Source organism: Photorhabdus aegyptia, from assembly GCF_000612035.1.
In the GTDB taxonomy this organism is placed as follows: Bacteria; Pseudomonadota; Gammaproteobacteria; order Enterobacterales; family Enterobacteriaceae; genus Photorhabdus; species Photorhabdus akhurstii.
The window spans coordinates 48,248-65,320 of the sequence record NZ_JFGV01000004.1; the positions used below are offsets into that span (position 1 = coordinate 48,248).

Genomic DNA, 17,073 nt, shown 5'->3' on the forward strand with positions numbered 1-17,073 from the left:
TGGCAATCAAGGGTGATAGTTTTTACGGCAATCACTAAGCTGCAAGAACCTTTTTATCTTAGGAAAAATTTTGTGAGTAATTATTCAAACACCTTATCAAATATTCCATTCTTATTACCAACACCCGCTCAACGCAGGCTATGGCTTATTAGCCAAGGAAATATGGACTCAGCATTATATAACGTGCCATTTTCGCTACGTTTACGTGGTACGTTAGATAGGGAAGCGCTTGAACAAACTATTATTTTTATGATTGAGCGTCATCCGGTATTACGTTCACAATTTCATGTTCTCAATGGAGAATTGCAGATAACATTGAATCCGCAGCGGCCTGAATTACGTATCAGTGATCTCAGCTATTATTCCCCGGAAGAGCGCGAAACCAAAATACAGTCAATCTGTGATAGCGAAGTCAGATATTGTTTTAATCTCAGCAGTGATTTGCCTTTTCGTTGTTTATTGCTTCGGCGACAAGAGAACGATCATCAGTTGATATTTACTCTTCACCACATTGTATTTGATGATTGGTCTACTCACGTTTTTCTTAATGATTTTAACTATGCTTATAACCGGTATAAAGCAGGTCAACAACCTAATTTGGCACCGATTACCTACCCGCATGTCAGTGATTCTATAACAGATATTCATATGAATAGCGCTCGTCGGCAACGCTTACGCAGCTATTGGGGAAAACAGTTATCGGAATTGCCTGAACTACATAAATTACCTACAGATCGGCCACGGTTATTGGAACAACAGGGATGTGGCACGGTATATCAAAAGTCACTGCCTTTATCTCTCGTTAGACGTATTTCTAAAATCTGCCAACGTTATGGATTAACACCTTATATGGTGGCAATTTCCGCTTTTGCAGTATTGCTGAATCGCTATTCACACGATGACGACATCGTTATTGGCAGTCCATTTGCGAATCGTCACAACGTTGATGAACATGTCCGCCTTGGCTTTTTTATCAATTTGTTACCGTTGCGTTTTCGCTTTAACGAAGGGATAAGTTTCAGTGATCTATTAGTCCAAGCGCGCGATATATTGCTTGATGCATATGAACATGCTGATTTGCCGTTTGATGAGATTGTCGATGTAGTACAGCCCCTGCGTTCTCTGAGCCATGCCCCTGTTTTTCAGATTATGTTTGATTATTTGAAGAGTCCGGGACAAGCATTGCAACTGGAAGGGTTAGAAACAGAAGTACAATTTATCCATTCTGGTACTGCAAAATATGATTTGACGTTATCGATAGAAGAATCTCCAAATTCACTACTTTGTCTGGTTGAGTTTGATACCGATTTGTTTGATAACCTCACCATTATTCGCATGGTGAATCACTATGAGACATTGTTGGATGCATTGTTAAGTGAACCTGAATGTTCTGTCGCCAAATGTAGCATGTTGCCGCCAGAAGAGCTGGAGACATTGGCTCGCTTCTCCCGGCCGACAGAACCTCTGCCGGTATTGGAATTTATTTCGATAGCTGAACGCATTAAGTCACAAGTGCGTAATAATCCAGATGCACAAGCTATTGTTTGGCGTAATCAACGTTTCACCTATGCTCAACTGGACAAGTACGCGCAATGTCTGCTCGCGAAGATGCGCCAGTGTGGCGTTGAACCGGGTAGCCGGGTTGCAGTATTTATGAGCTACCGGCCAGAAATTGTCATCTCTTTTTACGCAATTCTCTCTGCCGGTGCGGTTTACGTACCGTTATCCCCCTCTGATCCTCGCTTTGCCGATAAGATAAATGATGCACAGCCAGTACTGATCCTCACCAGTGAACAAGATGCTGTTGGTTTAGCTGATTTTCGTGCCACTGTGCTAGAAGTTGATGGGCTGTTTCGTCAACCAGTGCTACCGGAAGCGCAACCAATTTGGCCGGTTCAGGAGAGTGATTCCGCCTATGTTATTTACACTTCTGGTTCAACGGGTAATCCAAAAGGGGTGGAGGTAAGCCACGGTAGTCTGCATGCATCGTACCATGCCTGGTGTCGTGACTATCGTTTCACCCAACCCGGTGAGCCGATATCACTACAACTTGCCGCACCGATTTTCGATCTCAGTATAGGGGATTTCAGTCGTACTCTAGGCTGTGGTGGATGCTTGGTTATGTGTCCGCGTGAGTGGTTGCTGGATGCCCCTGAAATGCACCGCTTAATGATGCACGAAGGCGTGACCTTCGGTGATTTTCCTCCTGTGGTACTGCGTCAATTAATTCAATTCTGTCAGGATAATGGGCAACGTCTGGATGGATTATCAACACTGGTGTGTGGGGCTGATGTCTGGTTCGGTCATGAGCTGCATGCAGCGCAAGCGCTGTGCCGCCCCAATGCACGTATTCTCGGTTCTTACGGTGTGACGGAAGCCACCATTGACAGCACTGTTTTTGACCCGGAAACACATCCATTGGCAGCCGGGCGAGTCATTCCATTGGGTAGACCATTGGCTAGCTGTGAATTGTTCATTGTCGATGAACACCTGCAACAGGTGCCAATCGGCGTCAGTGGTGAATTGTTGATTGCTGGTGTCACCGTAGCAAAAGGATATCTCAATAATCCTCAACTCACGGCAGAGAAATTTATCACCGGCAAATTCGATAGCCAGGGCCGTTTTGTAGCAGACAAAGACAATAACAATAGCAGTACGCGATTCTATCGCACCTCAGATATTTGCTGTTTCCTGGCTGACGGCACTATTGATTTCATGGGGCGCAGTGATCATCAGGTTAAAATTCGCGGTTTTCGCGTCGAATTAGGCGAGGTGGAGAGTGCATTACTGGAGCACGCCGATGTGCGCCAGTGTGCGGTTGTCGCCTGTAATGACAGTACAAACAATAAAGTGTTAGTCGCCTATGTTGTGTCATCCGCTGATACTGACACGTTACGTGGTTATTTGTCCCTACGGCTGCCCGGCCATATGATGCCGCGTGCTTTCGTATTTCTCGATAAATTACCAACCACCCCCAACGGGAAGGTTGATCGTAAGCGCTTGCAGGTTCCAGATTTTTCGCTGCCAGAAAATCAGGAATCTATGACAGAACCAGCTAACGCCCGTGAAGAACAATTGCTGGCATTATGGAAAACGGCATTAGGGGTTCAGGTCATCGGTACGGAAGATAATTTCTTCTATTGTGGTGGCAATTCATTAATTGCTGCCAATCTGATTACACAAATCAATAAGACATTTGGTGTTCAGCTTAAGCTTTCCACTATTTTCAATCATCCAACTATCGCCGGATTGGCCTCGTTACTGGACAGTATTGAAAAAGATAGTATTGAAAAGGACGGCGTTGAAAAAGACGGTATTGAAAAGAGCGGCACGAAACAGAGTGTTGCTGTGCAGCACGTTTCGCAGGCCAGTGATTTACTCTCATTCGGTCAGCGCAGTTTGTGGTTGATTACGATGCAACGGCCGGATGATTGCAGTTACCACGTTCCTGTCACATGGCGTCTGCATGGTAATCTGCATTTTAGTGCGTTAATGCAGGCGCTGAATGATGTAGTACAACGTCATGATGTATTGCGTACCACATTCTCCAGTCAAGTCAGCAAAGTAAACGGACCGGATGGAACATCCAGTTTTGAACCTAGTCATCAGGTTGCATCTGAATTAACGCTAACCCTGCGCCAGCAGAATATCTCCGGCGGTGAGTCTGCGCTGGCATCGAAGTTGCGGGAAGAAATGATGGCAAGTTTCGATCTCGCCAATGGACCGCTCATCCGTGCGATACTGTTTACGTTGTCCCCGCAAGAGCACGTGCTTTGTATTACTCTGCATCACATAATTTCCGATGGTCGCTCGCTGGCAATACTTTTTGATGAGTTACGGCACTGCTATCAGGCACGTCTGGCCGGTAAAGCACCTATGCTACCCGTGTTGGAAGCAAACTATGGGCATTTCATTAGCTGGCAGCGCACTCGACTGACTGATCCTGCGGTACAGCAACAGATTCATTTCTGGCGTCAACAATTGGCGGATGCGCCAACTACTCTGCTACTGAATGATATGGCTGCACCAACTGACGAAGCGGCGGCAATAAGTTGTGTTATTCCCCACGTGTATGTTGAAGGCGTAGAGAAACTGGCTCGTGAGCAAAACTGTACACCGTTTATGGTCTGGTTGAGTTTGTTTGCCCTCCTGTTGCGTCAGCAAAGTGGTGAACAAGATCTTATCGTCGGCACACCGGTGTCGCTGCGCACCATACCTGCATGGGATGCGCTGATTGGCTACTTTGCTAATACTTTACCGGTACGTATTAATAGCCGTGAGTTGCAAACTTTTCAGCAACTACTGATGCACACGCGACAGGTTAGTCTCGACATTCTTGAAAATCGTGATTTGCCATTCGACTATTTGGTACAAGCACTTAATTTACCTCGCGTGGCGGGTAAAAATCCTGTTTTCCAAACCATTTTTTCCTGTGAACTGGATCAACCAAACGATGCAACATTCGGGGATATGAAGGGTTCAGACGTCGAATTGGGGGACTATCGCGCCAAAATTGATTTGGAGCTGGCGATTAACCGTATGAATGGTCAGGTTTACGCTCACTTTATGTCCATGCCGGGGATGTTATCTGCTGTCACTCTGGAGCGAATGAGTGAGTGTTTGTTGGCGATGTTGCCACAAGTTATTGAAAAACCAGATATGACATTGGCTGATTTGTTGACGGGTAATTCTGGCAGTAGTGCCCAATCAGAACTTGTTGTTGATAAGCCACAAGGACTGTTTCAGTTGTTTCAGCAGAGCCTGTCACAGTATGGCGAACATGTGGCGCTGGAAAGTGATGAATTGAGTCTGAGTTATCAGCAGCTTGATATATTAACGGCATATGTGGCGCAGCAACTACAACAAGCAGGTGCAGGCCGTGGTGATCGAGTTGGCATTCTGATGGGACATCATCCACATAATGTCACGGCAATGCTGGCAATTAACCGGATTGGTGCGGTGTTTGTGCCGCTGGCTCCTGACAATGCCGAACCAGCAAATCGATATGTGATTGATAATGCAGAAATAAAAGCGATATTGTGCCGAAATGAAACCGCGCCTCTGTGCCAGCATCTTGGTCTGGCGGCAATTGATATCGATGAGTTAGATATAGCCAATGTACCTTATATGGCTATGGCGGCGATCTGTCAGCCGGATGACTGCGCTTACGTTATTTACACTTCTGGATCGACGGGTAAACCGAAAGGTGTTGCTGTCTCCCACCGCAGTGCCTGCCATAACATTCTGGCAATCCGTGATGAACTGAGGCTTGAACCTTCTTCTCGCATAGTGCAGTACTCTTCTCCTGTGTTTGATGTGATGTTGGGAGAAATATTTCCAGCACTTGCAACCGGTGCTTGCGTAGTCTTCGGTAAGAAACAGCAACTGTTGCCTGGCAGTGAGCTAACAGAGTGGCTGGCACATAAACAGATTACGCATATGTGGATTGTCCCTTCCGCGTTGGCGATAGTGCCGTTAGTACCGTTGCCTCATCTCCAGGTGCTTATCGTAACTGGTGAGCCTTGTATGCCCGAAGTCGCCCAGCGCTGGTCTGTAGGGCGCAGGCTGATGAATGGATACGGCCCTACTGAATGTGCGATTGTGGTATCCCTTACCGATTATCATGCCGCAGGACAAAATCTGGTGCTGCGTCCAATGGGCGATGTTCGCTTCTATCTGCTTGATGAACAGAGAAAGCCCGTGGCGCCGGGGGAAATGGGTGAACTTTATTTAGCGGGAACCTGTGTTGCACAGGGCTATTTGGGTATGGATGAAAAAACCGCTGAGGTGTTTTTACCCGATAGCTTTGCACCACAATTAAAGGCTCGCATGTACCGTACTGGCGACATTGTGCGCCAACGCATGGATGGCGCACTAGAGTTTGTTGGTCGGGTTGACCGTCAGGTAAAAATCCGGGGTCATCGAATTGAACTGAATGCTGTACGTGCCGCCCTAAGTGCGTTACCGGGTGTACGTCAGGCCGAGGCGCTGGCGATCACCGATAACCAAGGGAATAAAGAGTTGGCGGGATACATTGTTGGCGAAACCAGCCGCAGTGAGATCCTGAACGCATTACGCCGACAAGTTAGTGAAGTGATGGTGCCGACAGCGTTGTTCTTTCTTGATGCACTGCCTACCGGCATTACGGGAAAAGTCGATCTGAAAGCGTTGGCTGAAATGAAACTGACACGTGCCGGTCAGCATCAATCTTCTCCTGTGCCAACCAAAGTTGTGTCATCACTGAGTCGCGTTGAGGCTATCTGGCGTGAACTGCTGGAGAGAGATGAGATCGATTATGACGAAAACTTTTTCGATGCTGGCGGCCACTCCCTACGGGTTATGGCGCTATTCCAGCAATTGAATGAGACGTTTGGTGGCGGCTTATCTGTAACCGATATTTTCGCTCATCCCACCATTCGACAACAGGCTCAACTACTGGACACGCTATCGCAGCAAAAAACACCTGTTGCAGTCACACCGCAGATAGTCACTGAAAAGACAACAACACCAATGTTGAATGTTCCAACTCAGGATAGCAATGCTATTGCGATTATTGGTATGACTGGCCGTTTCCCACAAGCACCAGATCTCGACGCTTTTTGGCAGCAATTACTGGCGGGTTATGATGCCAGTGTAGAGTTGTCTGACGAGGAATTGTTACAGCGTGGCGCCGATCCAACGCTGTTAAATCACCCACAATTTGTCAAACGCGCACGTTTACTGGAGGGTTGTGCGGAGTTTGATGCACGTTTCTTTGGTTATTCATCACGTGAAGCCCAGGTGATGGACCCACAACAGCGGTTGTTTCTTGAAATGGCATGGGAAACGCTGGAATTATCTGGCTATGGCAATGATAGTACACCGCGTTCAGTGGGCGTCTTTGGTAGCAGTGGCTTCAATTATTACCTGCTGGAAAACGTCATGCCAAATAAAGACCGAATGCACCTCGACCCCGGTCAGTGGCAAATAGGTAATGACAAGGATTTTATCGCTACACGTACTGCTTACAAGCTGAACCTTAGTGGACCGGCTGTCAGTATTGGCACCGCCTGTTCGTCATCACTCACCGCTATTCACTTTGCCTGCGAAAGCTTGCGACGCGGTGAATGTGACATGGCATTGGCAGGCGCTGTAGCACTCGATCCGCAACAGGTTGGCTTTGTCCATGTCAGTGGTGGAATTATGTCTCCAGACGGCCTCTGCCGACCATTTGATGCTGCGGCCAACGGTACAGCCAGCGGCAGTGGCGGTGGGATAATATTACTGAAACGTCTGTCCGCCGCTTTGGCTGATGGCGATACCATCCATGCGGTAATTAAAGGTTCGGCTGTCAATAATGATGGCGCACAAAAGGTGAGTTACACGGCACCAAGTATTGACGGCCAATCTTCAGTGATTAAAGACGCGCTGCGTAATGCTGGGGTATCGCCTGCCAGCATCAGTTATATCGAAGCACATGGTACGGCGACCTCTTTAGGCGATCCGATAGAAGTGCGTGCACTGACTCAGGCTTTCCTGGAACTATCTGATGGTGAAGTGTTGCCTGTAGGGAGTTGTGCAATAGGTTCTGTAAAAGGAAATATAGGACATATTGATGCGGCTGCCGGTATCGCGGGAGTCATCAAAACCGTGTTAGCGCTGCGTCACCAGACTTTGCCGCCAAGTATTCACTATCATCAACCCAATCCTGCAATCCACTTCGAACAGACTCCGTTTTCCGTGATCAATACCGCATGCCCGTGGCCGCAAACCAGTAAGCCACGTCGTGCCGGTGTAAGTTCTTTCGGCATTGGCGGCACGAATGCGCATCTTATTCTGGAAGAAGCTCCGCGTCAGCAAGATGACCGTATATTAGATAACGAGCGCTGGCATCTGTTGCCGATTTCAGCGAAAACGCCGCAAGCGTTGATTCAGCAAGGGGAACGCCTGGCAGTAGCACTGACTACCTGTCATGAGCCATTAGCGGATATTGCCGGGACTTTGCAGCAAGGACGCAGCGCTTTCAGTGAGCGTGCTTTTGTGATGGGAAAAGATCGGGAGCAATTAATCAATCAACTACACCGGCTATCGCCGCAGACGGTTAGTCGCAAACAACAGCATCGGCCGGTGATTTTTATGTTTCCGGGACAAGGCAGTCAGTCTATTGAAATGGGCCAGTCGCTCTATCTGCGTGATGGTGTATTCCGCCAGCAATTTGATCGCTGCGCCGAACTGCTACAGCCACACATCAAACTGGATATCAGGCAGTTAATTTATCCTCAATCGGAACGTGACAATGCTATCAGTCGGTTAAATGCTACACGTTATACCCAGCCTGCCCTGTTCACTGTTGAGTATGCTCTGGCCCGCCAGTTACAAGCTTGGGGTATTACACCTCAAGCAATGATTGGCCATAGCCTCGGTGAACTGGTTGCGGCCTGTGTAGGAGGCATGCTCGAACTGGAAGATGCACTGGCATTGGTAGCAAATCGAGCTGCAATCATGCAACGTCAACCCACTGGGGCGATGCTGGCGGTACTGGCATCATCTGAACGCATAGTTTCACTGGCGCCAGAATGTGAATTTGCGGCGATCAACGGGCCTGAACAATGCGTGATAACTGGCAGTCATGACAATATTGCGGTACTGGAAGAACAATGCAACAAGGCAGATATTTCTTGCCGACGACTAACGACATCACATGCATTTCATAGTTCATTGATGGATGATGCCGCGCAACAGATGCGGGAATTCAGCGCAGGCTTCACGCTACAATCCAGTACTATTCCAATGATATCCAATATCAGCGGCAGTTGGTTCAGTGAACAGGATCGCGATAATTCTGGTTATTGGGGAGATCATCTGCGTCGGCCGGTACGCTTCTATGATGGTATTCTTACGTTGCTGAACCATTATGACAATCCAATCCTACTTGAAGTGGGTCCGGGGAGTGCGCTGACCAGTATGCTGAAACATCTACAGCAAACAGGCCAGGCCCAGATACTGACCACAATGCGCCGTACTCACCAACAAAAACCGGATGAAGAGGTGCTGCTCAATACCATCGGGCAGTTGTGGCAACAAGGAGTTGCTATCGATTGGACTGCATTTGGTCATTCACATAAATTACATCGGGTTATGCTGCCAGCGTACCCCTTCCAACGACAACATCTCTGGTTGGAACATCCTGCCACTACATCAGCCGCTGTCATAAATACACGGCGGAGAAGAGTACCGACTTTCACACAATCATCAGATAAAGAGGGAGTCACACAGTTTACTTGTAAGCTAGATGATAATGTCTGGTTTATTGATGAACATCGCATTTTCGAAGGACAAGGTGTCTTACCGGGCACAGGTTGCCTGGAATTAGTGCGTCGTGCTTTTCACGAATTGCAACCCAGCGGCACAGCTACTTTCAGTGAAGTTTACTTCCCCTCACCTTTGGTACTACCGTCAGGTGTTGAGCGTCAGATACGCATCAGTTTGACCGCCATTGATCGCAGCTTTGCCTTTACGCTGGAGTCTTGCGGTGATGGTGATGACATGTGGCAACTCCATGCAAACGGCAATGTTACTGCCGTATGCGTTCCACCAGCAGAGATTACCTCACCTTATGAGTTACGTCGGAATTTGCAGCTTGAAGAAGTTGCAGAGGCGTCGGAGCGTTTCAATCAAGCATTTGCTGACTATGGACCGCGCTGGCAATGTATTGCTGGTGTGTGGATGGGTGATCACTGTGCGTTGGCGCAGTTGCGACTCAATCCGGCATTTATTGATGATTTGCCTGATATTGCATTACATCCGGCTTTGCTCGATTTAGGCACAGTGTTCTTACATGCCTGTCTGTTGCCGGGCGATGCTTCAATACCGTTCCATTATGGTTCACTGACGCTGCATCAGCCATTATGCGCCGAATTTTACAGCCTGGCGGTTGAGACGGCGCCTCGGACTTATGACATAACGCTATTTAGTTGGGATGAGAGTCAGAATTGCCAGCAAGTACTGGTTGAAATTCACGGTTACAATTTACGCCAGTTCAATTCCTTACCACGCCAGCCAGCACGTGAGGCGAATGTAGCCCAATGGTGTCGTCACCCTCGATGGTTGCCGAAGCCGCTGGGCGAAGCGAAACAAAATCGTGCGCCGTGGCTAATTTTTGGCGCCCAAGCCGCTGAGCTGAGTGATTTATGGCAAGCGGCAGCGCCCGGTAGTATCGTTGTTGAAGATGCTAATGAGTTTCTGCAACAGAGTACCTACCGCTTTAGTTTGCGTAAGGATCAACCCGAAGATTATCAACGACTGATAGATTGTCTGATACAGCAACAAGTGCTGCCAGAACGTATTATCTGGTGCTGGACTGCGGCAGTGATTTCTCAACCAGAGGCTGCGTTTGAACAACTGGCGGCTGCGATTAAAGCGCTTACCGGTCATCACAAAGCTTTTAATATTACCCTGCTTTCCCGTGGTCTACAGGCAGCCAGAGTGCTGGAAGCCTGTAATGCCGCACCTGCACTTGGCTTGCTGGGAATATTGGCAGCCGAGTATCCGGGGTATTCTGCACGTCATATCGATCTAGATGATGACACTTTTGCTACATATCAATCGCTGATTACGGAACTGTATACGGATATGCAACCGGAAGAAGCAGCAGAAGGAATTCCGGTTACTAGCATTACGCTTAAACAAGGTGAGCGTGAATTACAGACATTTACTGAGCTTGATGAGATACCTCGTCGGCAAATTCTGCGGGATGGCGGTGTTTACCTGATTACTGGTGGACTGGGGGGGATCGGCCAGTTACTGGCGCGTCACATCAGCGATAAATGCAGTAAGGTTAAACTCGGTATTTTGAGCCGCCGGGAAACTAACGCGACAAGTGAAGCTTTATTTGATGCGTTACGGAAATCTGGTGCTGAAATCATGATGTTGCGTGCTGATGTTGCTGACAGTGCAGCATTAAATGACGCACTGGCACAGATGCGAGCAAAATTTGGTGCTATCAATGGCGTGATTCATTCAGCGGGTATTGAAGCCAGTGGGTTGCTGGAACATGGCACGTCGCAGAACTGGCGGCACGTGATGGCGGCAAAAGTCAGTGGTACACAACAACTGATGACGGCGATTAGTCAGGACTCTCTCGACTTTGTTTTGTTGTGCTCTTCACTTGCCTCATTGGTAGGGGGAATTGGTCAGGCAGACTACGCGGCGGCGAACCGTTATCTTGATGCTGTGGCGCACTACTGGCGACAGCAGGCTATACCGGTAACGTCAGTTAACTGGGATACCTGGTCAGAAGTAGGAATGGCCGTGGATTATGCTGCCCGCCGTAAAGAAAGTGTGATTGGTCTCAGTAATCAAGAGGGCTGCGCTATTTTCGATCTGGCTATCGCCGGAATGGAAGCACAGATCGTTGTCAGTAAATTTACTACTGTTCGGCGCCCACAATTACAGAATTCATCGGCGATATCTGATTCTGCCAGCCCAGAGGAAGCGGTTCGTCAATTGTGGTATGAGCTACTGGGTGAAGAGACTATTCATTTGGAAGATGATTTCTTCGAATTGGGTGGTCATTCACTGTTGGCAACGCAGATGATCTCCCGTTTACGTGATCATTTCCAACACTGTCTGACGCTGGCGGAGTTTCTTGAACAGCCGACAATGGCACGTGTTGTCCGTTCACTATCTGACGATAAAAAGAGCCAGGCTCCCGAGAATGCCCATATCCGCTACTGCCTGGTGCCTATTAATCACGGCGGTAATGGCAATTATTCTCCCTTCTTTTGTGTGCCGGGTATGGGCGGCAATGTTACCCAATTTATGCCCCTGGCCGCGGCGTTACCACGAGAATTGCCATTTATTGGTATGCAGTATTTGGGGCTTGATGGAAAAACTGCGCCGCACCAATCGGTGGAAGAGATAGCAACGCATTACATTGCCTGTTTGCGCTCGGTACAGAAGCAAGGGCCATATCATATCGGTGGTCATTCATTGGGCGGCAAAGTGGCTTATGAAATGGCTCGGCAGCTTCATGCTGAGGGAGAAAGCATCGGTTCTCTGGTGTTACTCGACTCTGCCGCACCACCCTACGCACCGGTTCCGTATCAGGAAGATGCTGATATCGCCAAAGTTATTCTTGGTATTTTTGCTTACTACACTGACCGCCTGGAAATGATCGACAGCCTGGACGACGACTCAATGCATGCATTACCACGTGAGGCGTTACTGAGCTATATCCAAGAGCAGCTAAAACGTTTTTCGTTGATTCATGCACAGAATGATATGAGCTCGATTAGCGGATTATTCAATGTCTATCGGGCTGCGTCGGATATGTCACCGAAATATCGTCCAATACCGGTACAGTTGCCAATTCCTATGCTGTTAGTCAAAGCGCTAGAACCCTTACCGAAAGGGGTTGTTGTGCCGGAGATCCGGGAGACCAATGGCTGGGGTTGGGAGAAGTTCTCCACTCTTCCCATTCGTATCGCAGAAGTGCCGGGGAATCATTATAGCTGTCTGATGGAAGAGCACGTCGCACATGTATCGCAAGCAATAATTCATCACTTTCCATCAATAATAAAAGGAGGACAGGTATGAGTGATTCCTCCCCAACGGTTCACCGTCCTGAAAACCGCCAGCATAAACGCCGATTGGCCGTCATCCTAATGACATTGGCTGTAGATGCTCTGGGTATCGGGATTGTCCTTCCCGTTTTACCCGATCTATTGCGGGAGGTTGCCCCACAACCACCGGAAGCGGGTGTGCCGTTAATCGGGTTATTTGTCTCACTATATGCTTTTGCACAGTTCCTTTTCGCCCCACTGTTAGGAACGCTTAGTGACGCCTGGGGGCGGCGACCGGTACTGCTTGCAACACTGTTTGGAACAGCGTTGAGCTATACGCTGGTGGCGACCGCACCGTCGCTGGGATGGCTGGTGGCCGGTATATTTCTTTCAGGCGCCACCGCCGCCAGTACTTCCGCCGCATCGGCTTACGTAGCAGATGTTACGCCAGAAGCACAGCGAGCCGCGCGTTTCGGTCTGGTCAGTGGTGTTCTCGGCTTCGGCATGGTTGCCGGGCCTGCCTTTGGTGGGTTATTAGGCATGATTACACCTCGCCTTCCGTTTGTAATTGCTGGCTCACTGGCAGCAGTGAACGCTATTGCCGCCATGTTTGTTCTGAACGAAAGTCTGACCAAAGAGAACAGGCGTTCGTTCGACTGGCGCCGGGCCAATCCTGTGGGCAGCTTGAAACTACTGGCGACGGATGGGGTACTGAGACGATTGGTTTATGCTTCGGCTCTTGGCATGGTGGTTTACGGTATTTTTCTGGCCTGTTTTGTCTTACTCAATGAAATACGTTTGGGCTGGGGACCACGTGAAAACGGTCTGGCTCTCACCGGACTCGGCATCGGGATCATCATAACGCAAACTTGGTTGCTAAAAATGTTCGTGGCGCGCTGTAACGAATACCGCACGGCGATCATCGGTTACGGACTCTATATGTTGGCGTTTATCGCTTATAGCCTGGCCGTATCCCCCCTTATTGTTGCGGGGGCAATTGCTTTGCATGCACTGGCGTTGATCAGCGACTCAACGCTTCGTGCTTTGATTTCGTTGCGTGCAGGCAACGAGCGACAAGGGGAGTATCTGGGAGCGCAGAACTGTATGTTGGGTCTGGCTATCACCGTTTCACCGCTGTTGGGGGCATTATTGCTGCATTTTTCAGCTCGTCAGGGACAACCTCTCTATTTCCAAGGGCTTCCCTTTGTTATTGCTGCCATTGTTTGCTTTTGCGCCATATTAATTTTGCTACGTGGTTCTCAGGCAGACATTAAATTACGCGATTTGTATAAATAAAAAGATCACCAGCCTGTTGAGGATTAATTATGAAACAATATCAAGGAACCTATTACCCCCTGACCGCAGCACAGCAGGAAATTTGGCTGGCTGAACAATTAAATGTAAGCGCAGGAATTTATAACACAGGTTGTTATATTGATATTTCAGGCGCTATCGATATTGAGACACTTAACACGGCATTGTCTCAGTTGATAGATGAAGCTGAGTGTTTACGAGTGGTGGTTGTACAGCACCCACAAGGACCACAGCAACAGATCGTTACTAATCTGCAATGGAGCTGCCCACTTATTGATCTATCTAACCATGTGGATGCATTAACAGAAGCTGAAATCTGGATGAAGGCTGAATTGGTGCGGCCGATGGAGTTAACACAGGGGCCATTGTTTGGTTTTGCGCTGCTAAAAATCAGTGATGAACACTACTTTTTGTTTATTCGTGTCCATCATCTGGCGAGTGATGCTTTTGGTACTACGCTGCTGATTCAGCGACTTGCTGAACTGTATACCCAGAAATTTACTGGCGCTGATGAGCTGAAAAATCCTTTTGGACCTCTGAGCGATCTGTTGGCTTTTGATGAAGAATACCGCCGCTCGGAAAATTTTCAACATGACCGCCAGTGGTGGTTACAGTATATGGCTGGCCGAAGTGAGCCACAGAGCCTTGCCGTGGGGGCGAAACCCGGTCAGTTTGCCGACCTGGGTTCATTCAGTTGCACCCAATGTGAAATCCCGGCCAAGGTCAATGATATTCTGCGTACTCTGAGCGAAGAGAGTGGAAGTAGTATGGCGCAAATTATTGTTGCTATCGTTGCTTCCTGGATTTCTCGTATGACCGATAAGCAGGATATTACTTTAGGTATGCCAGTCACTGCGCGTTCAGGGCGTGCGTTACGTAGTATTCCAGGTATGATATCCAATGTATTACCTCTGCGCCTGACAATAGATCCCGCTCATTCCATAGGCGACATTAGTAAGCAGGTCAGCCAGGAAATCCGCCAGTTGCTCAAACATCAGCAGTATCGCTCTGAAGATATCTATCGTGATTTACAACGAAATGGTTCTGCTCCCCGCTTGTTTGCGCAGAATATTAATGTGATGCTGTTCAACAGCAATGTGAGCTTTGTGGGTAATTTTGGGCGTACTAAAAATTTGTCCAGTGGGCCGGTAGAAGACCTCTCTGTGACCATTTATTATCATGACGAAGGCGGCAATTTGCAGTTTACGCTCGATACCAATGATAACCTCTACACTCCCCACGATATTAACCTGCAAAAATCTCTTTTTCAGCATTTCATCACTGAATTGCTGGCGGATATATCACGCCCCATTGGTGAACTGACATTGCCAGATTGGCACATAGGAGACAGCCTATTACCTGTACGGCGCACAGAATCAAATAATGAGGAAACACTGACCTCGCGCTTTGAACAACAAGTAATTGTCACGCCAGATAGTACGGCGCTGACTTATCAACAGGAAAATGTGAATTATACGGTATTGAACCAACGTGCTAACCAACTGGCACGCTATCTGGTGTCTCAACAAATAGGCCCGGAACAGCGTGTTATGGTCTGCTTACCACGTTCTATTGAGATGATGGTGGCACTGCTGGCCATCATTAAGGCTGGTGCTGCTTACGTGCCAGTTGAAGCGGATTATCCGCAAAGTCGTCTTGATTTTATGATTGGCGATGCTGAACCCGCTTGTGTGATCACCATCAGTGAAATTGCGCAACGCCTGACAACCCATACCCCCATGTTATCGCTAGATGATCCCGAGTTGATCGCCCATCTGGAAATGCAGAGTGTTGCTGATCTGTCTGACAAAGAGCGCTTGCAACCGCTGATTTCAGCACATCCTGCTTATATCATTTACACCTCTGGCTCCACCGGTGTCCCCAAAGGCGTAGTAGTGACTCATCATAATGTGATGCGTTTACTACAAAGTACCCAACGCTGGTTTAATTTCTCTGAAACTGATTGTTGGACAATGTTTCACTCCTATGCTTTTGATTTTGCTGTCTGGGAGTGTTGGGGAGCGTTGTTGAATGGCGGAAGACTGGTGATTGTCCCTTGGGAAGTCAGCCGTTCACCTACAGATTTTTTGCAGCTTTTGGTTAGCGAAAGAGTGACGGTGTTAAACCAAACACCCTCAGCGTTTCAGGCGCTGATCCATGCTGATCGCGAAGCCCCTAATCTTGGGCAGAGTTTGGCGCTGCGCATGGTGATTTTTGGCGGAGAAGCGTTGAATGCCCATATCTTGGAGGAGTGGTATCAAAGACACGATGATAACGCACCTCAATTGATAAACATGTATGGTATTACTGAAACCACTGTACATGTGACCTATTTCCCTCTTTCACGTGAAGTCATTGCGCAGCCTGCTTCAAGCCTTATTGGTGAACCTATTGATGATCTCAGTATTTATATTCTTGATGAGGATCAGTGCCCGGTTCCGATAGGTTTTGTAGGTGAGATATACGTGGGCGGCGCGGGAGTAGCACGTGGTTATCTGAATCGTCCTGAACTCACTGCTGAACGCTTTATAGCTGATCCTTTTGTCGGCACAGATGCGCGCATGTATCGCACTGGTGACTTGGCAAGATTGCGTCGGGATGGGGTACTGGACTTCCTTGGCCGCACTGACGATCAAGTTAAAATCCGCGGATTTCGTATTGAATTGGGCGAAGTAGCGGCAGCACTGAATGCACACCCTGATATCGTACAATCCGAAGTCATTGTGCGTGAAGATGAAGGTCAACAGAAGCGGTTGGTGGGTTATGTCATTGCTCATCAAGGTATTACCCTTGAACCGCAGTCAATACGCTCCAGTCTAGCCACACGCTTGCCCGAAGCGATGATTCCAGCGGCTATAGTGCAACTTGATCACTTCCCGTTGACCATTAACGGAAAGTTAGACCGAAAGGCGTTGCCGAAACCCATGTGGAACAGTGCGGCAGTCAATGAAAGTGGCTCCTCCAGCCCACAGGAACTCTCGCTTTGTCGACTATTTGCCGAATTATTGGGATTAGAAAATATCTCTCCAGAGGATAATTTCTTTGAGCTTGGCGGCGAATCTTTGGTTGCGATGCGGGTAATAGCAAGAGTGCGTAGTGACTTCGGCGTTGAAATAACGTTGCGCGATCTATTTAACGCACCGAAGGTCAGCCAACTGGTGCAACGATTGAACGCTTTGCAGCAGGAAAATGAAGTAATCAGCCAGAGCTAAATTTT

At 48.3% G+C, this 17,073-nt stretch carries 3 protein-coding genes; all 3 read left to right on the forward strand.

Going from position 1 to position 17,073, the window contains the following annotated elements; translation table 11 throughout:
- Positions 1–72 precede the first annotated feature (72 nt).
- From BA1DRAFT_RS02200 to BA1DRAFT_RS02210, 3 genes are read left to right on the forward strand one after another with little or no spacing between them, the layout of a single operon-like run.
- Positions 73–12,576 carry a hybrid non-ribosomal peptide synthetase/type I polyketide synthase gene (locus tag BA1DRAFT_RS02200; protein ID WP_235200943.1) on the forward strand — a complete coding sequence of 4,168 codons (12,504 nt, stop codon included), beginning with the start codon at positions 73–75 and terminating at the stop codon, positions 12,574–12,576.
- Complete coding sequence (locus tag BA1DRAFT_RS02205) at positions 12,573–13,838, forward strand: tetracycline resistance MFS efflux pump (protein ID WP_036775768.1); 1,266 nt, start codon at positions 12,573–12,575, stop codon at positions 13,836–13,838. The genes BA1DRAFT_RS02200 and BA1DRAFT_RS02205 overlap by 4 nt, the downstream gene beginning before the upstream one ends.
- A gap of 29 nt (positions 13,839–13,867) precedes the next feature.
- Entirely contained in the window at positions 13,868–17,068 is a 3,201-nt protein-coding gene (locus BA1DRAFT_RS02210; RefSeq protein ID WP_036775770.1) for a non-ribosomal peptide synthetase, read from the forward strand.
- Positions 17,069–17,073 lie beyond the last annotated feature (5 nt).